The organism is Brotonthovivens ammoniilytica (assembly GCF_025566885.1).
GTDB classification, from domain to species: Bacteria; Bacillota; Clostridia; order Lachnospirales; family Lachnospiraceae; genus Brotonthovivens; species Brotonthovivens ammoniilytica.
This window is the reverse complement of the sequence record NZ_JAOQJQ010000001.1, coordinates 229,314-251,223: the sequence shown is the minus strand read 5'-3', so window position 1 is coordinate 251,223 and position 21,910 is coordinate 229,314. Positions and strand designations below refer to the sequence as shown.

Below are 21,910 nucleotides of genomic sequence, written 5' to 3'. Positions count from 1 at the left end.
ATTGCCGCTGCAATTATTTCTATGCGAGAGTTACTACCCCTTTTTCCATCAGAAATACAGGATGATAGGATTCCTTTGCCCGCCGCAGTCCTTCTGCACCGGTATCCTCTTCCCGGTTCACATATGGATAATTCATTGCCTCATGCAGTACAAACTGCTGATTAATCATGGGATATGCTCCCGGAACATCTGGAAATGCCTTCTCAATATGAACCACATACATATCCGGATTTAACTCTTCCCCAATGCAAAAAGCTACTACCTCTCCGTCGGCACGAATCAATCCCCCGGTAAGCTTTAGTTCATTCATCAGCCGCAGTGCATTAAGGGTCACACACATCTCATCCCTTTTTTCATCATCCAGATCACATTCATTGATATGGCGCCATTTCAAAGCCATCTGAAAACATTCTTCCACGTTATTATCTGTAATTGCTTCATAGCTCCAGTCCGGATACAGCTTTTTAAATTTGTTTACGTGATTTTTTTTACCGTGATATTTTTTTCCCGACAGACTGGCAAGCTTTTCTGTTTCATAAACGTAATCCGCCATATCTCTGTCATAGGCAATCTTATAACGTCCCGGAAACCAGCTGTTTAGCTTTTCAAAATCACTAGGCGTCACAAGATGCAGACGGAAAGGCTTCTGCTCTGCTTTTGCCTCTGCCTCTAATGCTTCCACGGCTTTTTTTCTGTTTTCATCGGTTCCAAAAGGAAAGGCATAGCTAAAGTCCTCTCCCGGGTCTCCAAAGACAAGACAGCCCTCTAGAAATGTATAGCCGACTTTATACTTCCTGCTCCAAAGATAAATATCTGCAAAAGACATATCACAGCATTTATCCTGTTTCAAATTCAGATACTGATTCATCAGATCTCTGTCACTTAATTCTACTTTCTTCAATTCCATACGATTTTTCTCTTTCCCTTTTGTATTTTGTTTACTGAAACTGCATGGTATACAATTTTTTGTAAACACCATCCTGCTTCATCAGTGTTTCATGATTTCCACTCTCTTCAATTCCATTCTCCGTCAGCACAAGAATCCGTTTCGCATTCCTGATGGTAGACAGGCGATGGGCTATTACGAAAGTAGTCCTGTTTCTGGCAAGATGCTCTAAGGAATCCTGTACCACTTTTTCACTCTCGTTGTCAAGTGCAGATGTCGCCTCATCAAAAATTAGTATGGGCGGATTTTTTAAAAACACTCTGGCAATGGACAGGCGCTGTTTTTGTCCTCCGGAAAGCTTCACCCCCCGCTGCCCGATATCTGTATCATATCCGTCGGGAAGTCCCATAATAAATTCATGAGCATTTGCATTTTTCGCGGCGGCAATAACCTCTGCCTCGGATGCCTCCGGCTTTCCATAACGGATATTATCCAATATGCTGCCTGCAAACAAATATACATCCTGCTGTACAATTCCGATATGACTTCTTAAGCTTTTCAGTTTCAGTTCCCGTATATCCCGACCATCTATTTTAATATTCCCCTCATTCGCTTCATAAAATCTTGGAATCAGGCTGCAAAGGGTGGTTTTTCCTGCTCCTGACGGACCCACCAGCGCAATATACTCACCCGCCTTCACATCTAAAGACACATGATTCAATACCTGCTGGTCATGGCCGGCATAATGAAAGGAAACATTCTCAAATGTAATATCTCCCCGAACCGCAGTCAGCTCTTTGGCACCTTTTCGATCCTGTATATCCGGTTCTATGGCAAGAATTTCTAAAAAACGCTCAAATCCCGAATATCCGTTTTGAAACTGTTCCGTAAAATCAATCAGCGTTTTTACCGGCTCGGTAAATACATTGATATATAAAAGAAAGGCAATCAGATCGGTTACCTGACAGCTTCCCCGGGTAATCATAACGCCCCCTGACATAATCACAACTACAGTGATTGCCATGGTAAATGCATTCAATCCGGCGTGATAACCGCCCATATACCGGTAACTGTTTTTCTTGGCTGTCAGAAAACCATCATTGCCCTTCTTAAATTTTTTTCGCTCTACTTCTTCATTGGCAAAGGATTTTACAACACGGATTCCCGAAAGATTATCTTCTATCTGACCGTTAATCTCGGCAATTTTTACTCTGTTTTCCTTAAACGCCCGTTTCATACGGATATTAAACAAAAAGGCATAGATCAACATCACAGGAACTAAGGCAAAAGCTGCCAGCGTAAGCCTGGGGCTTATAGTAAGCATAATTACAAACGCTCCCGCCAGTTTTATTATGGAGATTACAATATTTTCAGGGCCATGATGCAGCAGTTCACTGATGTCAAACAAATCCGAAGTAATTCTAGACATCAGCTGACCTACCTTCTGATCATCATAAAAGCGAAAAGAAAGTTTTTGATAATGAGAAAAAATTTCCGCCCGCATATCATACTCGATCTTTGCCCCCATCACATGACCGTAATTGGTAATAAAAAAATTGCAGAATGCCTGAATGGCAATTAAAACCAGCATAAAAATTCCAAGCTGAATAATAGTATCCAGCGCATCTTTCACCCCACGGTAAACAACATCAGAGGTAATATACCGCACCAGCAGCGGAATCACCAAAGATACTGCCGCCGCTCCCAGGGCAAATATCATATCGGCCCAGAAAATTCCTTTATAGGGCCTGTAATAAGAAAACATTTTTTTCAGATTCTTTATCATTATTTTTCACCTCAGTTAAATATCTAATGGTATCACAGATCATTTTGAAACCTTTTCTCATTTATGTTAAGATGGTTTCAGTACAAAAAGGAGGTTATTTACATGGATCCAAAACTTATTTATTTTGAAAGGGCTGCCGATACCATTATTAAAAATCTGCAGAAACGCCGCATGGAAGGTTTTTACTGCAAAACCCGCCAGGAAGCCCTAAAAAAAGCCTTAAGCTTTCTTTCTCCCGGTGACTGTGCATCTTCCGGCGGTTCCATGACGCTAAACCAGATCGGTCTTATGGATGCCTTAAGAGCTGATCCGGATATTAAATTTATTGACCGGGAAACCGGAAAAAATCCGGAAGAAATGCTGGATCTACAGCGCCATGCATTTTTCAGTGATTATTTCTTTATGAGCACGAATGCCATCACCATGGACGGCGAACTGATAAACATAGACGGAAGCGGCAACCGGGTATCTGCTTTGATCTACGGTCCCAAAAATGTTATTATCATTGCAGGCATGAACAAAGTTACTCCCGATGTACACAGCGCTGTGAAACGCGTCCGTGGAACCGCTTCCTCACCCAACTGCATCCGGCTGAACAAAAAAACTCCCTGTTCTGTCACAGGCATCTGCGGAAACTGTCTCGGTGATGACTCCATCTGCAGCCAGACAGTCATTACCCGCAGAAGCGGAATTGTGGGACGTATCAAAGTAATTCTGGTTGGAGAAGAGCTTGGGTATTAATGTTAAAGAGTAAAAAAGAATCTCGCATGCGAGATTCTTTTTTATGCAAAAACTAATAAGGAGCCGTCCTGATCTTCTCTACATCCGGTCCGGAGCCGAAAATCCCAGTACGTCAATACAGGTTTCTAAAATCCCTTTGGTAAGCTCCAGCAATTTAATATATCCTGCCTGTATGTCAGCATCTTCTTCTGTCATAATCTTAGTCTCATGATAAAAATGGTTCAGCGCATTTGCCAGATCATAAATATAAGAACATACTTTGTGAGGCGCAAGTTCCTGGAAAGCATTTTCCATCACACCGTTAAATCTTGCAAGCTCCAGCATTAGTCCCTTTTCACTTTCAGACTTTGCAGCCAGAATCTGCTTTCCGGAAGCGGATTTTCCGCTTTCCTGGTATTTATTTAAAATAGATTTCATCCGTACAATTGTGTACAGAATGTATGGCCCGGTATTCCCCTCAAAAGATGTAAAACGGTCAATATCAAAAATATAATCTTTGGAAGCCTGATTAGAAAGATCTCCATACTTAATAGCAGAAAGCGCTACCACTTCTGCAGTCTTTTGAGCTTCGTCCTCAGACATGGACTGATTATCTTTGATTTTCTGATACATCTGCTCATTGATATCATGCACCAGCTTTTCCAGGCGCATCACACCGCCCTCCCGGGTTTTAAAAGGTTTTCCGTCTTTCCCGTTCATAGTTCCAAAACCGATAAAGGTCAGTTTTGTATCATCCTTCACCAGACCTGTTTTCCTGGCGCATCGAAACACCTGTGTGAAATAGAGTTCCTGGCGCTTGTCCACCACATATATAATCTGGTCCGGATGATAGTCCCGCATTCTCCAGACAATGGTAGCCAGATCGGTCGTATTGTACAAGGAAGCCCCATCTGATTTTAAAATCATACACGGCGGTATTTCCTTTGTATCTGTCTCTTCTTTCACATCTACTACAAGGGCACCGTCACTGATATAGGCAAACCCGTCTTTTTTCATCTTATCTACCATATCAGGAATAAATGGCTGGGCGTCTGACTCCCCTTTCCACAGCTCAAAAGAAACATTCAGATGTTCATAATTTTTCTTTAAATCCGTAACGGAAACATTGAGAATATGGGAAAGCAGCGCCTGGTATCCCGCTCTGCCATGCTGCAGCTCAAAGGTCGCCTGCATTGCCGCTTCTTTATATGACTCATCTTCTTTTGATTTCCTGCTTGCAGTAGGATAAATCTCCTCCAGCTCAGAAATTGTAAAGGGAGCTTCTTTGGGATATTCCCCCCCAAAGCTTTCATCAAAATAAACAAGATCCGGTCTTCGCAGCTTAAGCTCTGTAATAATCAGCCCCATCTGCAGCCCCCAGTCTCCAAGATGCACATCGCCAATCATATGATGCCCCATATATGTTCCGATACGTTTGATGGACTCTCCAATCACCGCAGACCGCAGATGTCCCACATGCAGCGGCTTGGCCACATTTGGTCCGCCGTAATCAATCATAATCGTCTGCGGATGCTGTGCCTGCTCTGTTCCGTATCTGCTCTCCTTCTGCATCTGATTCAAATACTCTGCCAGATACTCTTCCCTTAATTTCAGGTTTAAAAATCCGGGTTTTACAGAATCTGCAGCAGAAAACATGGAATGTCCGCAAAGCTTTGCGGCAACTGCGTCCGCAATCATAAAGGGTGCCATCTTATACTGTTTTGCCGCCGCCATTGCTCCATTACACTGAAACTCACACAGATCTGGCCGGTTAGACAAGGTCACTTTTCCGTATTTTTCTTCATAGCCGGCTTCTTTGAAAGCCTTTGTCACTTCTTCTGTTATCAAATCAAGGATTTTTTTCATCTGTCTTTCCTTTCTGTCACAACTTTTTTTAGTATAATGCTTTTTTTCAGAGGGCGCAAGCCTTTCATCCCCTCTCCACATATTTTGTCAAATAATTTTTGCTTCCGGCGTGAATAGATTCCACCAAAAACGTGCATTCTCTTATTAACAACTCATCTGGAGGTATTAAATTTATATGGCCGCTTATAAGGTAGAAATCTGCGGAGTAAATACATCCACACTTCCCATACTGAAAGAAGAAGAAAAAGCATCCCTCTTTCAGCGGATTCAGGAAGGAGATAAAGCAGCACGCGAAGAATACATCAAAGGAAACCTGCGTCTTGTTTTAAGCGTTATCCGCCGCTTTGCAGGAAGCAATGAAAACGTTGACGATTTGTTTCAAATCGGATGTATCGGTTTGATCAAATCTATTGATAACTTTGATCCTACCATGAATGTTAAATTCTCAACCTATGCGGTTCCCATGATTATCGGGGAAATCCGCCGGTATCTGCGGGACAACAACAGTGTCAGGGTCAGCCGCTCTATGCGTGATACCGCATACAAGGCTATACATGCCCAGGAGCTTATGACCCGGAAAAACAACCAGGATCCCACACTTTCAGAAATCGCAGAAGAAATCGGTATTCCGGAAGAAGACATTGTCTTTGCCCTAGACGCCATACAAAGTCCTGTCAGCCTGTATGATCCCATCTATACAGACGGCGGGGATACACTCTACGTGATGGACCAGATCAGCGATAAGAAAAACAAGGAAGAAAAATGGGTAGAGGAGCTTTCTCTTTCCGACGCTATGAAGCGCTTAAACGAACGTGAAAACCGGATTATCCGCCTGCGTTTTTTTGAGGGCAAAACACAGATGGAAGTAGCAAATGAAATCCACATCTCCCAGGCCCAGGTCAGCCGCCTAGAAAAAGCCGCTCTAAAAAACATGAAGCAGTTTCTGTCAGTAAGATAAGGAATGACATTTTCTATTGTTATATTTTGCACTATAGGAATCGGTACTTTTCAGCTTTATTACAACACAGTCTTTCCTGTAGAGTAAAAAACACCTGTGAAATTCCCTTAAAATCAAAACTCCAATGATTTCCAGGGTATTTTCACAGGTATTTTTTAATATACTACAACCGGTGTTCCGATTGTTACGGCCTCATATATTTTTTTCGCATTTTCATAAGGCGTATTTACACAGCCATGGGAGCCATTGGTTTTATAAATGCTGCCTCCAAAGGTATCTCTCCAGGTTGCATCATGGATTCCCACATTGCCATTAAATGGAAGCCAGAAATTTACATGGGAACGATAACCCTCTCCGGTAAGATAATAGTCTGTTGTTCTGGCATCAATGGCCCAGACACCTCCGGAAGGAGTGGCACGCCCTTTGATATTAATATTGCCGGTTACAACAGGAGTATCTACAATCAGCTTTCCGTCCTTGTAGCACCACATTCTCTGCCGGGCAATGCTTACTTCTATGTAAGTTCCTCCAATATCATTGGTATTTCTGTCTTTTCCCTTGTACAGATACTCAGGTTCTATCGTACCGCTTTCACCGGCCAGAATCTTCTCAATTAAAGCTTCTGCGGATTTGCTTTTATGGATACACCAGCCATAATCGCCGCCCTTTAGGGTAATGGTTTCACCGGTACTTGTTTTAAACTGACGGCTTAAACCAAAAGTATCATATTTGTAGCCAAGCTCTTTCTCATAAGCTTCCACCTTTTCCTGATCTAGATCAAAGGTAAAATTATCCCCAAAGGTAATCCACTGAGAAATCAGGTCACTGTCCACAACCTCACTGCGGTCTCCGAAATCATAGGTAATCTTTACTTCAAGAAGCTTATTTACCTTACTCTGCTGGCTTTTCAGTTCTTTAGAGTCTTCGTATACAGCGGGAGCAGTATAACAGCCGTCTGCATCCAGATCCAGCATCTCTTGGCCCTCTGTTACCGCCTGCTGCAGAGCTTTTAGCACGGTATCATTCTCCAGCCATGTACCTTCCGTCTCTTTTACAATCTGAAAGCTTCCGTCACTGTATGAAAGATGCGCATCTTTGGGCTTTTCCATTTTTGATTCATCCATACAATTTAAGGCACTGACTGCCTGACGAAGCTTTTCCTCATCATAGGATACCTCTGCCGGAAGATCATCTTTTCCGGAAAAAGGAGCGGTAAACCACAATAATGCCCGCTGGCTTTTTTTCAGATTGTCAACGGTTCCCTTATCATCATAGACAAGACCGATATCAGAAGCGCCAATTGATTCATCCCCGGTCCGTGTTTTCACTGTCAGCTTATAGTCTTTGATATTCTCTTCTATTTTGTCCTTGACCTCGCTGACAGTTTTATTTCTTACACTTACTCCAAACACCGTATCCTTTCCATACATATGCCTGGAATAAAAAACGGCTCCTATGACATAAATAACTGCCAGCACAAGAACTGCCAGCAGCAGGATTCTTTTTGGAGTTAACAACTGATGTTTTTCTTTTGTTTTCTTCACACTTTCACTTCCTTGTATTTTGTTTCATACTATACGCGCTTAGTTTATAATTGTATACTCTTTTTTTATTTCATCAACCCTTTTCACTTAAAATTAATGATATTGTAAAAACTATTACAATCTCTATTCATACTTTACAATTTCTTTTTTCAGACGCTTCATAATCTTTTTTTCCAGTCTTGAAATATAGGACTGGGAAATTCCCATAAGATCTGCCACTTCTTTTTGTGTCATCTCTTCTCCGTCCGCAGAAGTCAGTCCATAGCGCAGTTCTATAATTTTCCGTTCTCTGGGCGGAAGCTTATCTACCGCCTTCTTCAGCAGTTTTTTCTCCACTTCCAGTTCCATGTCTTTGTAAATAATATCCTCTTCCGTTCCCAGAATGTCAGATAAAAGAAGCTCATTGCCATCCCAGTCCACATTCAGCGGTTCGTCAATGGAAACTTCCAGTTTCATTTTACTTGTTCTTCTTAAATACATCAAAATTTCATTTTCAATACAGCGGGACGCGTAAGTGGCAAGCTTTATGTTTTTTGCCGGATTATAAGTATTGATGGACTTTATCAGTCCGATGGTTCCGATGGAAATCAGATCTTCCACCACAATCCCGGTATTATCAAATTTTTTTGCTATGTAAACTACCAGCCTGAGATTATGCTCAATAAGCATCCCTCTTGCTTCCTCAAAATCATCGGTGCCAAGTTTTTCGATGCAGGCGCTCTCGGCCTCTGCTTCCAGCGGCGGCGGCAGTACTTCCGCTCCCCCTATATAATGGACATCTTTTGCATTCTGAAAAATCAGATTCTGCAGAGTAGGTACAATCCGAAACTGAAACCGTCCCGGTACTGAGACTTTAATATACATTTTATTTCACCATATCAACGCTGTGTTGTTCCCTTTCCCATTTCATTATTTTCTGAAAGCAGCGCTCCATTTAAAATGAGCTGCACATTTCCCTGCCCCATCAGACCACTTTCTTTTAGTCCGATGACGGGTTTTTCTACTTCCAGTTTCTTCCCGGGTAAATAAATATACATTTTATCAATAGTCAGTACTTTTAATAATCCATGTTCCATTCCCAGTGTACGGTAAGGGATATATCGTATCTTGACATCCTCATTTGGAAAATCCGGCCCGAAAACGCAAAAATCTGCAATGCTGACCGGTTTGGCTGTAAAAGGATCTTTTAACAGATTTCCAGTATCACAGAATGCTTTCAGCAATACTTGTCTTTTTCCATAAATCAGCTTTGCCTCACACAGGTTCTGACTGTAATTTCTGCGGCACTTTATGTAACAGATTATGACAGCTGCCGCTGCAGCCAGAATCACATACCAGATATTCTGACGGGAACGGATAGGAACATACTGCATAAAGCAGGTCTGAACGCCTCCAATAAACAATATTACCCCGCAGACAGTCAGGTAGCCTTTTAGAAACTCTTTCCATCTTCCGGGTTTCATCAAAATAAAAAGCAGCAGAGGATTTATCACTGCCATAACCGTAATCCGATACAGAAAATAATCTGACATCAGCAGAAAACATGCCGTCTCTGCGCTGGCTCCCAAAAGGGCCGCCAGTATGCATCTAAAAGCTCTGACCTGCTTTCCCATTACCAGGACGGCCGTCAGAAAAGCTATGCTGTCTATGAAAAAAGAGGTCAGCCAGAAAGCATCTATATACCATTCATATTGCACATTCCACCCCCTGCCTGTTTTTTTAATTCTTACACAAAACAAATCGGGCTGACAAATTCTTTCCTTGTACATTATAAAAAAAGAACCGTGATTTTTTTGTCAAAATCTCGGTTCTTTTCAACTTTTTTTCTTTGAATTTATAGTCTTTCCAGGCAATATCAAGAAGAAACAGCACGAATTATGTCAAATTGTGCTGCTGCTATCTTTTTTCCGTCTTTTGCTATCTTTTAGAATTTTTCAGAAAATCCGGAATCTTAATATCCTTCTGAGGCACACTGCTCACCGGAGGCTTTGGAGTCTTAATTCCAGCAGGCGCACTGCCAACGACCCCGGCCTGTCCCGATGATGTACGGTTTAAGCCAAGTCCGCCTGTCTGAGGCGCTCCTGCAATTTTCAGTCCCGGCATAATTTTGGAGGCTGCTGATGCTGCAGGACTCTCAAGACCTGTTGCAATTACCGTAATAGTAGCAGAATCCTGGCAATTTTCATCATACTTAGCTCCAAAAATAATATTTGCGTCATCTCCGGCAAGATCCTGAACATAGCTTGCGGCATCATTTGCATCCATCAGAGAAATGTCTCCGGAAATATTAATAATTACGTGAGACGCACCTGCAATATTCGTTTCCAGAAGCGGACTGGCAACAGCAATTTTAACTGCTTCAATAGCTTTATCATCTCCGGTAGCCGCTCCGATACCGATATGAGCCATGCCTTTGTCCTTCATAACAGTCTGAACATCCGCAAAATCCAGATTAATCAGTGCAGGAACATTGATCAGATCCGTAATACCCTGAACTGCCTGCTGCAATACTTCATCTGCTTTTTTCAATGCATCCGGCATTGTAGTTCTTCTGTCAACGATCTCAAGAAGCTTGTCATTTGGAATTACAATTAAGGTATCCACACTCTCCCTTAGGTTGTCGATTCCGGTTACCGCATTTACCATACGCGTTTTTGCCTCAAACTTGAAAGGCTTTGTAACAACACCAACGGTAAGGATACCCATATCCTTTGCCAGCTTTGCCACAACAGGGGCTGCTCCGGTCCCGGTTCCTCCGCCCATACCGCAGGTGACAAATACCATATCAGCGCCTTCAATGGCTGCCGCCAGCTCCTCAGAGCTTTCCTCTGCAGCTTTCTGGCCGATCTCAGGCTTTGCTCCGGCTCCAAGTCCTTTGGTAAGTTTCTCTCCAATCTGAATCAGAGTAGGCGCTTTACAGAGTACTAATGCCTGCTTGTCCGTATTAATACCTATAAATTCTACCCCTCCAATATTTTCATCTATCATTCGGTTAACAGCGTTATTTCCAGCGCCACCTACACCAATTACAATAATTTTTGCGCTGGACTCAGCTTCTGTTGACATAATTTCAAGCACGACAGTTCCTCCTTCTATCCCTCATCTGATTTTATATACAAATCATACTGCCATTTTTCGCAGCAGGATTCAATTTTGCCAATATAGTTATAATAATATAATTTTTTCAATAAATAATCAACCTATATTTTTTTAATTTGCAGTATCTTTTTTATCGCTGCTCTGATCGTCCTTTTTGCTGTCAGACGCCTTCTGTCCGGAGTCCTTTTGTGCAGAATCCTCTGCATTGGAATTTTCTTCCTTTTTACTGTTTTCTTCCGTACTGCCGGACTTTGGAACCTGCTGTACATCCTTGGGAATCTCAGTCAGTTCATTCTTCTCAAAATAAATATCTGTATTCGTTTCGCTCCAGTCTTCTAAATGCAGTGTGCCTTTCATTTTGGCAACCTCCGGCATAATCTTCTGAAGCCGAACAATCTTTTCATTTAAGTTTACGTTTCCGCCGACATTTACCTGTATATTTCCGTAACTTAACAGTACCTGATCCTCAGGTGTCACATATATAATCTCAGGTTCCAGCTCATACTTTTTTAGAAGCTGCGATACATTCAGCAGTGTTTTTAAAATAGATTCATTTTCCAGGGGGAGCTTTTTATAAAGCTGCGCCGTTTCCACAGAAATCCCGCTGATTTTTGTAGTGCCTTCGATGATATCGGAAGACAGCTCCACTACAAATCCATCTTTATCAAAATATGCATTTTTCCCAAGAGAGGGCACATACAGATACCCCAGCACACCTTTTTCATAAACATTTATTTTAACAGTATGAGGTGATTTCAGGGAAATATCCATAGAATCTACAAAAGGGAGCTCTTTGGTTTCTTTCAGTTTATATTTAAAGTATACATAAAGGGAATTCCAGGAATGTTCATCATTGAGGACCCAGTCTTCAATCTGCTGATTTGTATATAGCTCATTTCCGGTAATTTCAACCTTTTCAACGGTAAACACTTTAAACACAATCAGTGCAGCCAGAGCAGCAATGACCAGAATCGTCAGTATAATGCGCAGTATTCTTTTTCTCTTTCGCCGTCTCCTTCGTTTTTCTCTTATCATTTATCCGCTCCTATTTCATGAACCTTACTCTATCTGTTTATTTTCATCAAAACGTATCCCCCTAGAAACACTTAAGGCAACTCCCATTTCCGTAAGAAGAATGGCCACTGACGTCCCTCCGTAACTGATAAAGGGCAGCGTAATACCGGTATTTGGAATCGTATTGGTAACTACAGAAATATTCAAAAGCACCTGCAGGGAAATATGAGCCATAATTCCGATTACCAGCAAAGACCCGTACAAATCAGCGGCATTATTTGCAATTACCATAAACCGCCAGATCATTAATATAAATAACAAAATGACACAGATGGCACCAAATAATCCCAGCTCTTCACAAATAATTGTAAAAATCATATCATTCTGCGCTTCCGGAACATAGCCAAGCTTTTGCATACTGGCTCCTAAGCCTTTGCCAAACAGTCCACCTGAACCTATGGCATAAAGCCCCTGCAGCGTCTGATAAGCATCGTCCGGATACTGCTCCGGATGAAGCCAGGCGGTAATACGCACCGCACGATACGACCCCTGCATAATGGTAACCCCCACAACTCCCACCGCGGCGATGACAATCATGCCGATAAAATGAGAATACTTGGGACTTACTACAAAAACCATAATAAAGGCAATTCCCGCAACAATAATAGCTGTACTTAAGTTGTTAATGGCGATAACCAGAATAATCGGGGCTGCAAAGCAGAAAACTTTAATCACATTTTTTAATTTTGATACCTGTTTCACTGTTTTGCACAGCACAGCCGCCACAAAAATAATAATTCCAATCTTAGCAAGCTCCGAAGGCTGCAGGGAAACGCCCCCAACCCGAAGCCACCGTTTGGACCCGTTGATATCCTCGCCTACAAAAATAACCGCAAGGCATAAAAGAAGGGCAATGGCATAAAACAGCAGACTGAACCGCTGCCAGAAATGGTATTCAATTCTTGAAACAATAAACATGGCGATCAGTCCAAGTACCACAGAACCCAGCTGTTTTTTTAGATAATAAGCAGAATTGCCGAAGGTGCTCTGTGCCTCATAGGAACTGACACTGTACAACATCACCAATCCAAATCCCACCAGAAAAATAATGATGAACAATAAGCTATAATCAAAATATTTAATTTTTTCTGGTTTTCCGGTCCGACTGTTTCTGCCCATATTTCACTACTCCTTTAATGCATACACAATATCTTTAAACATCTTTCCTCTAACTTCATAGTTGGGAAACATTCCCCAGCTTGCACAGGCAGGAGACAAAAGCACCGCGTCTCCGCTGACTGCATGTTCATAACAAATCTGCACCGCTTCCTCCAGACTTTTGGCAAAGACACAATTCTTAAAACCGTGCTCTTTTGCTGTCCGGGCTATTTTCTCCTTTGTCTGTCCGATTAATACCAGCTTTTTTACTTTTCCGTCAAAACTGTCGATCCATCCGCCGTACTCTGACTGCTTATCATAACCGCCTCCGATCAGCAGCGTGGGCCGGTTCATAGCCTGAATCCCTTTGATGGCCGCATCCGGATTTGTTCCTTTGGAATCATTGTAAAATTTAACTCCTCTTTTTTCTGTTACATATTCTATTCTATGCTCCACCGCCTGAAAACTTTTCAGCACTTCACGGATTTTTTCCAGCGGCACACCAAAGCTTAAAGCCATTCCCGATGCAGCCATAACATTTTCGTAATTGTGAAGCCCCAGTATCTTAAGCTCATCTACAGGGATGACTTCCTGTACCTTAGTGCCGTCAGAGTAATAAATACTTCCACCGTTTAAATACAGCCCCCCCTTAAGAACTCTTCTGCTGCTGAAAAATAATACGTTTACTCCCGCAGTCCCTGCAAATTTTCTCAATACTTCATCTTCATAATTCAACACGCAGGTCTGTTCTTTTGTCTGATTTTTCGTAATATCCAGTTTCGCTGCTATGTAATTTTCCATGGTATGATGACGGTTTAAATGATCCGGTGTTATATTCAGCACCGCCGAAACATCAGGTCTGAACTTATCAATGGTCTCCAGCTGAAAACTGCTGATTTCAGCAACCGTTACTGTTTCTTCTGTGGTTTCATCTGCCACGCTTGTATATGGAATCCCGATATTTCCAACTACTTTTACATCTTTGCACCAGTTTTTCATAATCTCACCCAGCAGAGCTGTGGTGGTGGTCTTTCCGTTTGTACCGGTAACTGCCAGAACCCTTCCCCGGCTTAACTCATATGCCAGCTCTATTTCACCCCAGATCTTCACTCCCTGGTTTTTCAGTTCTGCCACAACCGGAAGCTCCACAGGGACACCGGGACTTAAAACAGCCAGATCCAGTTCCTTGATTATGTCTTTCGGAAGGTTTCCAAGATAAACCCTTACATCAACCGGCTTTTTCAGCTGATGGGTTACTGCTTTTACATCTGCATTTTCATTTCCGTCAAAAAGAATCACCTTTGCATGATGTTTTAAAAGAAGTTCTGCCGCCGCCGCGCCGCTTTTACCGGCTCCAAATACAAGCACATTTTTGTCTTTCAGTTCCATATATTCCGTCCACCTTTCTACATCCCGATAAATGCTACCAGACACAGAATCGCCGTAATAATAGAAAATACCGCCACAACTCTTGTCTCTGACCAGCCGCCCAGTTCAAAATGATGATGAATAGGCGCCATCCGGAAAAATCTTTTCCCTCCGGTCTTTTTAAAATAGAGCACCTGGATAATAACAGAAAAGATTTCAATCCAGTAAATCAGCCCTACAATCAGTATGAAGATCGGCATCTGCAGTACATAGGCGGTAGAAGCCACAAAACCGCCCAGCGCTAAGGAACCGGTATCCCCCATAAATACACTGGCAGGATATACATTAAACAAAAGGAAACCAAGCAGCGCGCCTACTACCGCACAGGTGATTGGCTCTACTCCTGCCGAGGTACCGATGGCAACCACAGAAAAGAACGTGGCCACCAGAATGGTGACGCTAGAAGCCAGACCATCAAGGCCGTCCGTAAAGTTTACGCCATTTACTGTTCCGATCACTGCCAGGAACATCACCGGCAGCGCCAGCCATCCCAGTTCCAGATACTTCCCTCCGGAAAAAGGAATCAGCATGGACATTGGTATATGCGTTTTCACAAGATATACGGCAAACACCGCCGTTACAATAATTTCACAGATCATTTTCTGCCAGGCAAGCAGCCCGTCAGACCGCCTGAGAACCACTTTTAGATAATCATCCAGAAATCCGATAATTCCAAATCCTACTGTAACAAAGAGAATCGGGATCAGCTTTGGATAGTCCTTAACATAAATCAACGCCGTCACAGTTATGGCAATCAAAATCATGATACCGCCCATTGTGGGGGTCCCGTTCTTCTTCTGATGGGATTCTAATTCCTTTCTCTCTGTATTTCCTACCTTCAATCTCCGCAGCACCGGAATCATCACCGGGCCTAATACAGCACTGACTGCAAATGCGATCAATACTGGAAGAATTACCTGTATTGTCATTTTTCACACCTCTTCTATAACCAGCGGACAGAGTATCCCACTGTATTGTATTTTTCACTAACTTAAGTAGTATACGTCTTTTTTTATTACTTGACAACTGCTATCATTTATTTTTTACTGCTCATTTTCCGTATCCTTTGTCTCCTCTGCCGGCTGCTCTTCGATTCCAAGGTAAGGAAGAACATCCTCAAACACTTCCTGCATAACAGGAGCCGCAATGGTCCCTCCATAATAAATCCCCTGGGGATCATAGATCACCACAAGCCCGATGACTTTCGGATCATCCGCCGGAGCAAATCCAAGGAAGGATGAGATATATTTATGTTCGCTTCTTGGCAGTGTCTGGGAAGTTGCCGTCTTTCCTCCCACTGAGAATCCTTCTACACCGCCCTTTCTTCCGGTTCCTTCTGAAACAACCTTCTCGAGAAGTGACCGCAGCGTTTTAGAGGTCTCTTCACTGACAATATCTTCTGTCTGGTCATATTGAAATGTCTCTAGAACCTGCTCATTGGAATCCTGGACCTGTACTCCAAAATGCGGGGTAATTCTTGTTCCTCCGTTAATCAGAGAAGATACCGTTGTTACCAGCTGAACCGGGGTAATCTGAAATGACTGGCCAAAAGCTACCGTTGCCAGCTCCACCTGCCCCATATTTTTCGGGTCATGCATAATTGTGGACGCTTCACCGGGCAGATCAATATTAGTCTTTTGAAGCAGTCCAAACTGTTTAAAATATTTATAAAAATTATCTACTCCAAGGCGAAGGCCCAGTTCTATAAACACCGGGTTACAGCTGTTCATAATTCCTTCTGTAAACGTCTCCGCTCCGTGTCCGGTTGTTTTATGGCATCGGATTCTTCTATCTTCCACCATTTTATAACCAGGGCAGTAAAACTGTGATTCTGTGGTCACAACACCTTCTTCTAAGGCTGCTGATGTTGTTATAATTTTAAATGTGGAACCCGGCTCATAAGTATCGTTAATACACATGTTTCTCCACATCTGGTTTAACAATTCCTGTTTCTGTTTGGAATTATTTTCCGGATCAAATGTTTCTTCTTTTTTCTCCTCCTTGTCTTCAGTGGAAGTATCCTGACTGTCTTCTTTTTCTTTGGCCTCCTGTTCCTTTTTCTTCTTCTCCTGAAATGCCTCTTCCCCCTGACTGATCACCTCATCGGTGAGTGTAAATGGTTCATTCAAATTAAATTCAGGTACATTTACCATGGCATAGATTTCCCCGTTCTGAGGATTCATCAGTATCATTCCAACGGCATCCGCCTTCTTTTCTTCCATTACTTTTTCCGCCGCCTGCTGACAATATTCCTGAATATTGTGATCTAAACTCACAACCACATCATTTCCGTCTTTTGGCTCCTGACGGCGTTCTCCTGCCGCTTCCACTTCTATGCCTCTTGCGTCTGTAAGGGTCAGTATTTTTCCATTAGTTCCTGAAAGCCACTGGTCATATTTTACCTCCAGACCTACAATGCCCTGATTATCACTTCCGGTAAAGCCAAGTACCCTGGACGCAAGCTCATCATAAGGATAATACCGCTTATAATCCGCATCCACTTTAACGCCTGCCATTCCGTATTCCAGTATTTTATCACCGGTTTCTTTATCTACATTTGTTTTGATGCGCTCAATGGAACTGACTTTCTCCACTCGTTTGCGCACATCTTTTTCTTCCAGTCCAAGTTCTTTTACAAGCATATCAATGACTGCTTCCTCATCTTCGATCTGATTATGTATTACTGAAATCGTGCAGACAGATTTATTGGAGGCTAATACCGTTCCGTTTCTGTCTAGTATTTTTCCTCTGGCCGCTTTGATGCTTCGTTCTCTTTCATGGAGATTTTCCGCCTTTTCCCCGTAAAATTCAGATTTAAAAATCATTAAATAAACTAATTTTCCGGATACGGCACAAAGTCCAAGAACAATTAAAAGCAGAAACACCAGCATTTTTTTTCGTTGATATTTTCGAAGTCTCTGCATACAGCAAAACCTCATAAAAGCAGTTATTATAATCTATTACGCTTTTTATGAGGTTATGTTGTTATTCTTCAAAAATATCACCTGTGTAGTTTTCCTGCTCCGCTGCAGTCTCTTTTGACTTGCCGGAATTTGTATTTTTGGAATCAGAATTTTTTTCTATATTACCGGTGATATCCAGATTTGCATTGGTACCTTTTTTCTCTTCATCCGGATAAATATTCATATAAGGAAGTACTTCTTCTAGAATTTCTCTTGCAATATGCTGAGCATAAGTACTGTGGGGCTGATCTGCTACATTTGGCTGATCTACAACTACATACGCTACCAGCTCCGGATCTTTAGCAGGAACATGTCCAATAAAAGAAACAAGGTAATTGCGGTCCTTTCGGGGCAGTTTCTGAGCCGTACCGGTTTTGCCGCCCATGGAATATCCGTCTACTTTGGCAGTTTTTGCAGTCCCTTCTGCCACCGTAGACTCAAGATAGCTGTTAATGGTCTCGCTGGTTCCTTTAGATACCGTTTCCTTTAACAGGGTAGGTTCCATGGTCTTTACTGTATTTCCATTTTCATCTGTAATTTTGCTGACTACATGAGGCTGATAATAGGATCCTCCATTTACAAGGGAACTGTATGCGCTGATCATCTGGATCATGGTCACATTAAAGTTCTGGCCAAAAGCATTGGTTGCAAGAGAAGTGTCATTCATCTTGTCCAGGGTATAAATCAGCTCGCTGGTGCGGGCCTCTCCAGGCAGATCTATATTTGTTTTCAAACCGAAATTAAACACCTGCTGATACTTACAGAAATTATTCGCTCCAATTTTATAGGACATCTGCATCAGGGCGTCATTGCAGGAATCCATCAGCGCTTTCTTGATGGTTTCCGTGCCGTGACCGCTTCTGTTTACACAGCGGATATTGTGTCCGCCGATCTTTTCCCCGCCGTCACAAACAAAGGTTTCATTTCCGGTGAGGGAGCCTGTTTCCAGACCCGACGCAATGGTAAATGGTTTTGCAGTGGAACCCGGTTCATAAGTATAGGTGGTGCAGAAATTATTCCAGATGGTATTTAATGCGTCTAATGTTTCTTCTTCTGACATGGCATCAATTTCTTTCTGGGAATAATAGGGAGTCAGATCCCACGCATTGTTGCAGTCAAAATTGGGATAATTGGCCATGGCAAGCACTTCTCCGTTATTGGGATTCATTAAAATCACGCCAATATGGAGAGCTCCATTTCCTTTTACATGATTATCTTTGTAGGCATCATTAAATTCTTTTATCTTTTCTTCTACAATAGACTGAATATTCACATCAATGGTGGAAACTACATTCTGACCACTTACAGCCTCTTTTACGGTCTGCTCAAAGTTGGAATCAGAATTAAGATACCCGTATTTTCTTCCGTCTGTTCCATTTAATGTTTCATTATAATAGTCTTCAATGCCGCCGATCCCCACATTACCGGAAGTGGTAAATCCAAGAATTGTGCTGGCCAGACTGTTATATGGATAGTTTCTGATATACTCCTTTTCAAACCAGACACCTTTGATATTGGCTCCCTTTTTCTCATCTTCCTGAAGCTCTTCAAAGGGCTGGACTTTATCATAAGAAAGTTTCTTTGCAAGCACAATGTACTGCTTCTTGGGATTATCCTTTATTTTCTGCCGAAGATCTGTCTCATCTAGTTCAAAATATTTTACCAGGGCCGAAACCGTGGGTTCTAAGTACTCCTCTTTGGCAGTAAGGACACTGCAGTCTAAAATCACATTGTAAACCTCTGTGCTGGCAGCCAGGATTGTTCCCTTGCGGTCCACAATATCCCCTCTGCGGAAGGGAATTGTCTGACTGCTGTATTCCTGCTGTCCTAAAACAATTTTTTCGTATTTTTCACCGCTTCTAAGCTCAATAGCCGCCAGCCGGCCGATTAATACAAATACAAGTGCGAGGATGAGCAGAAATACAATAAACAGTTTCTTCCTCATCCCCATTGAAATCTTTTTTTTCTTTTTTATCTGACTCATATTTCACCTGTCAATCTGTTTTTGTCCCCTTCTTCAGGGTCCCGATACGCAATTCTTTTCAGCTTTCGCCGGTCCGCTCCTACTTGCCCGGAATACTTCCATACTGATTCATATAATCAGAGCTATCCACTGAATAATATTTAATCTGTCCGGATGCAGGATAAGACATTCCCAGATCACTCTGCGCTTTATCTTTCACCTGGTCCAGATTCATGGTAGTATCCAGACGTTTTTCGGCGGCGTCATTATCTGTTTTTAATTCTGAAATCTGAGTTTCCAGAGACGAAACCTGTTTCATATTGATTGTCATACTTGCCTGCATATGAATATACATTCCGCACACCATGGCACAGACAATGGTAGCCGCTGTTAAGAAGATAACATATCCCTTATTCATCAGCAAGGCATTCTGACGATTTCTTTTTGCAGAGCGCTGCTTCTCTCTAAGCCTTAATTCCTCTTCCCTTGTTCTTACCGGCACGCGTTTGGGCGCTGTTTCCAGCTTTCTTACGGTATTCCCCTGAATATATGTATAACGATCTGATACTCTTTTGTTTGATGTTCTTCTATTATAGTCGCCCATTATTTTCCACTTTTTCCTTTCATTTACTACCTGCGCTCAAATACTCTAAGCTTCGCGCTTTTGGAACGCTTGTTTGCCGCAAGCTCCGCCTGGGAAGGCAGAATCGGCTTTCTTGTGATTACTCTGCCCTTTGAAATATTTCCACAGATACAAACCGGGAAATTACTTGGACAAGTACACGGGTTTTCATTTCGTTTAAAATTTGTCTTTACGATTCTGTCTTCTAGAGACTGAAACGTAATGACGCAAAGTCTTCCGCCAGGATTTAAAAGATCAATCATGGCATCCAGCGAATGTTCCAAAACCTCAAGCTCCCGATTTAGTTCAATCCGAAGTGCCTGATAGGTTCGTTTGGCCGGGTGTCCCCCTGTGGCCCTTATTTTTGCCGGAATAGCATTTCTGATAATTTCATTTAATTCTCCGGTGGTTTCTATTGGTTTCTTCTGCCTTGCCGCGGCAATATGCTTAGCAATATTTTTGGCAAATTTATCTTCACCGTAATCCCGGATGACTCTAAACAGCTCCATCTCACTGTATGTTTCCAGAATATCCTTGGCCGTCATCTGCTGCCTTTGATCCATCCGCATATCTAGCGGCGCCTGTTCATCTTTGTAGGTAAATCCTCTAGACGGCGTATCCAGCTGAAAAGAAGACACACCAAGGTCCAGCATAATCCCGTCTGCTTTATCAATTCCAAGACTCTGAAGCTGTGATACCATATCCTGATAATTGCTCCGGACAATGGTTACCCGGTCTTTAAAAGGAGCCAGTCTTTGAGAAGCTGCCGCGATGGCATCCGCATCCTGGTCAAGACCAATGAGGCGTCCCGGCCCATGAAGCCGGCTGCAGATTTCAAAACTGTGGCCTCCCCCTCCCAGGGTTCCATCCACATAGATGCCTTCCGGTTTCGTTATAAGGTTGTCCACTGTCTCTTTCAGCAGCACTGAAATATGTTTAAATTCCATAGATCTCTCCATTTCTAAATTCCAAGACCAAGTTCCGCCATATGTTCAGCAACTTCATCCATATCATCATATTCACTCTCATCCTGCCAGCGCTCTTTGCTCCAGATCTCAATTCTGTTAAAAACACCTGCCAGGACAGCTTCTTTTTGTAAATCTGCAAACTCTCTTAGTACTGTAGGGATTAAAATTCTCCCTTGCTTGTCCACTTCACAGGCAGCGGCGCCTGAGAAGAAGAAACGGGAGAATTTTCTTGCATCTTTGGTAGTCAGCGGTATATTACGGAACTTCTCTTCGATGTTCTTCCATTCTTCCATTGGGTATACGAACAGACAGCCATCCAGTCCTTTCGTTACAACGAACTCTTCGCCCAGTGATTCACGAAACTTTGCCGGTACGATCAATCGTCCCTTTGCATCTACTGTATGGTTGTATTCTCCCATGAACATCGAAAATCACCTTCTTCCCGTATCTTTTTGTGTGTCATCTTCAGTTATCCACAAAGTTATAAACTTATCCACCACTTTATGACACTTGACACCACTTTCCGCCACTCATAGATACATTCTATAGTATTTCTCATGGAAAAGCAATAGACTACACAGAAAAACCGGTATGAAAAATTCTTAATTTTTCCATACCGGTTTATACTTTAAAATAACGAAAAAGGCCGGAATTACGGGGTTTTTCAACCTCCGTAAGTTCCGGCCCAGATACTGTTTCCATATATTTCCATCTTTTTTCTGCCAAAGTGGTGCACAGGTGGGGGATTATTGTCCACCCAGTACAACCTGATAATACTTTTCAATTAGTTCATCTAATTTTTTGCTCTGCTCATAGTATGCCTCAAAATCTTTTCCTTCCAAAATGGCCCCGTTCAAAATGCGTCTTTCGTGTTCAATCATTTCCTCTAACTGTGAAATTCTACTCATTTTCTGCCTCTCTTCATTTGATTTTCT

General features: G+C 42.4%; 19 protein-coding genes. 2 read left to right on the top strand and 17 right to left on the bottom strand.

What is annotated here, in order from left to right:
- Window positions 1-19: 19 nt before the first annotated feature.
- Together OCV88_RS01140 and OCV88_RS01135 are read right to left on the bottom strand one after the other, a co-directional pair.
- A complete protein-coding gene (locus tag OCV88_RS01140) occupies window positions 20-907 on the bottom strand; it encodes a DUF2156 domain-containing protein (protein ID WP_158423816.1) in 888 nt (295 codons plus the stop codon).
- A 31-nt stretch (window positions 908-938) separates the two neighbouring features.
- A complete protein-coding gene (locus OCV88_RS01135; RefSeq protein ID WP_158423815.1) occupies window positions 939-2,672 on the bottom strand; it encodes an ABC transporter ATP-binding protein in 1,734 nt (577 codons plus the stop codon).
- 102 nt (window positions 2,673-2,774) lie between these two features.
- Here OCV88_RS01135 and OCV88_RS01130 point away from each other — a divergent pair, with 102 nt between their 5' ends.
- Window positions 2,775-3,413: a lactate utilization protein gene (locus OCV88_RS01130; protein WP_158423814.1), complete on the top strand. Its 639-nt coding sequence runs from the start codon at window positions 2,775-2,777 to the stop codon at window positions 3,411-3,413.
- A 78-nt stretch (window positions 3,414-3,491) separates the two neighbouring features.
- Here the strand turns inward: OCV88_RS01130 and argS are convergent, their stop codons facing one another.
- The gene (argS, locus tag OCV88_RS01125) at window positions 3,492-5,258 is read right to left on the bottom strand and encodes an arginine--tRNA ligase (protein ID WP_158423813.1); all 1,767 of its coding nucleotides are present in this window, start codon (window positions 5,256-5,258) and stop codon (window positions 3,492-3,494) included.
- A gap of 175 nt (window positions 5,259-5,433) precedes the next feature.
- On the opposite strand from argS, the gene sigG reads away from it, so the two are divergent.
- Window positions 5,434-6,216 carry an RNA polymerase sporulation sigma factor SigG gene (gene sigG / locus OCV88_RS01120; RefSeq protein ID WP_158423812.1) on the top strand — a complete coding sequence of 261 codons (783 nt, stop codon included), beginning with the start codon at window positions 5,434-5,436 and terminating at the stop codon, window positions 6,214-6,216.
- A 155-nt stretch (window positions 6,217-6,371) separates the two neighbouring features.
- On the opposite strand, the gene OCV88_RS01115 is transcribed toward sigG, so the two are convergent.
- From OCV88_RS01115 to OCV88_RS01050, 14 genes are all read right to left on the bottom strand, one after another.
- Complete coding sequence (locus OCV88_RS01115; protein WP_158423811.1) at window positions 6,372-7,760, bottom strand: L,D-transpeptidase family protein; 1,389 nt, start codon at window positions 7,758-7,760, stop codon at window positions 6,372-6,374.
- A 123-nt stretch (window positions 7,761-7,883) separates the two neighbouring features.
- On the bottom strand, window positions 7,884-8,624 hold the full coding sequence (sigE, locus tag OCV88_RS01110) for an RNA polymerase sporulation sigma factor SigE (protein ID WP_158423810.1): 741 nt from the start codon (window positions 8,622-8,624) through the stop codon (window positions 7,884-7,886).
- Window positions 8,625-8,638: 14 nt separating this feature from the next.
- Window positions 8,639-9,457, bottom strand: coding sequence for a sigma-E processing peptidase SpoIIGA (locus OCV88_RS01105; RefSeq protein ID WP_262590581.1), 819 nt, complete (start codon window positions 9,455-9,457; stop codon window positions 8,639-8,641).
- Window positions 9,458-9,677: 220 nt separating this feature from the next.
- Window positions 9,678-10,838: a cell division protein FtsZ gene (ftsZ, locus tag OCV88_RS01100; RefSeq protein WP_158423808.1), complete on the bottom strand. Its 1,161-nt coding sequence runs from the start codon at window positions 10,836-10,838 to the stop codon at window positions 9,678-9,680.
- Between the two features lie 132 nt (window positions 10,839-10,970).
- Complete coding sequence (locus OCV88_RS01095) at window positions 10,971-11,894, bottom strand: cell division protein FtsQ/DivIB (protein WP_158423807.1); 924 nt, start codon at window positions 11,892-11,894, stop codon at window positions 10,971-10,973.
- A 24-nt stretch (window positions 11,895-11,918) separates the two neighbouring features.
- Window positions 11,919-13,052, bottom strand: coding sequence for an FtsW/RodA/SpoVE family cell cycle protein (locus OCV88_RS01090; protein WP_158423806.1), 1,134 nt, complete (start codon window positions 13,050-13,052; stop codon window positions 11,919-11,921).
- 6 nt (window positions 13,053-13,058) lie between these two features.
- Window positions 13,059-14,420: a UDP-N-acetylmuramoyl-L-alanine--D-glutamate ligase gene (gene murD, locus OCV88_RS01085; protein WP_158423805.1), complete on the bottom strand. Its 1,362-nt coding sequence runs from the start codon at window positions 14,418-14,420 to the stop codon at window positions 13,059-13,061.
- Between the two features lie 17 nt (window positions 14,421-14,437).
- On the bottom strand, window positions 14,438-15,388 hold the full coding sequence (mraY, locus tag OCV88_RS01080; protein ID WP_158423804.1) for a phospho-N-acetylmuramoyl-pentapeptide-transferase: 951 nt from the start codon (window positions 15,386-15,388) through the stop codon (window positions 14,438-14,440).
- 114 nt (window positions 15,389-15,502) lie between these two features.
- Window positions 15,503-17,383, bottom strand: coding sequence for a peptidoglycan D,D-transpeptidase FtsI family protein (locus OCV88_RS01075; protein ID WP_158423803.1), 1,881 nt, complete (start codon window positions 17,381-17,383; stop codon window positions 15,503-15,505).
- A gap of 61 nt (window positions 17,384-17,444) precedes the next feature.
- Complete coding sequence (locus OCV88_RS01070) at window positions 17,445-19,406, bottom strand: peptidoglycan D,D-transpeptidase FtsI family protein (protein ID WP_158423802.1); 1,962 nt, start codon at window positions 19,404-19,406, stop codon at window positions 17,445-17,447.
- Between the two features lie 79 nt (window positions 19,407-19,485).
- Complete coding sequence (locus tag OCV88_RS01065; RefSeq protein WP_158423801.1) at window positions 19,486-19,989, bottom strand: FtsB/FtsL family cell division protein; 504 nt, start codon at window positions 19,987-19,989, stop codon at window positions 19,486-19,488.
- Between the two features lie 26 nt (window positions 19,990-20,015).
- Entirely contained in the window at window positions 20,016-20,954 is a 939-nt protein-coding gene (rsmH, locus tag OCV88_RS01060; RefSeq protein ID WP_158423800.1) for a 16S rRNA (cytosine(1402)-N(4))-methyltransferase RsmH, read from the bottom strand.
- A 14-nt stretch (window positions 20,955-20,968) separates the two neighbouring features.
- Window positions 20,969-21,400: a division/cell wall cluster transcriptional repressor MraZ gene (gene mraZ / locus OCV88_RS01055; RefSeq protein WP_158423799.1), complete on the bottom strand. Its 432-nt coding sequence runs from the start codon at window positions 21,398-21,400 to the stop codon at window positions 20,969-20,971.
- Window positions 21,401-21,721: 321 nt separating this feature from the next.
- A complete protein-coding gene (locus OCV88_RS01050) occupies window positions 21,722-21,883 on the bottom strand; it encodes a Spo0E family sporulation regulatory protein-aspartic acid phosphatase (RefSeq protein ID WP_262590577.1) in 162 nt (53 codons plus the stop codon).
- Window positions 21,884-21,910 lie beyond the last annotated feature (27 nt).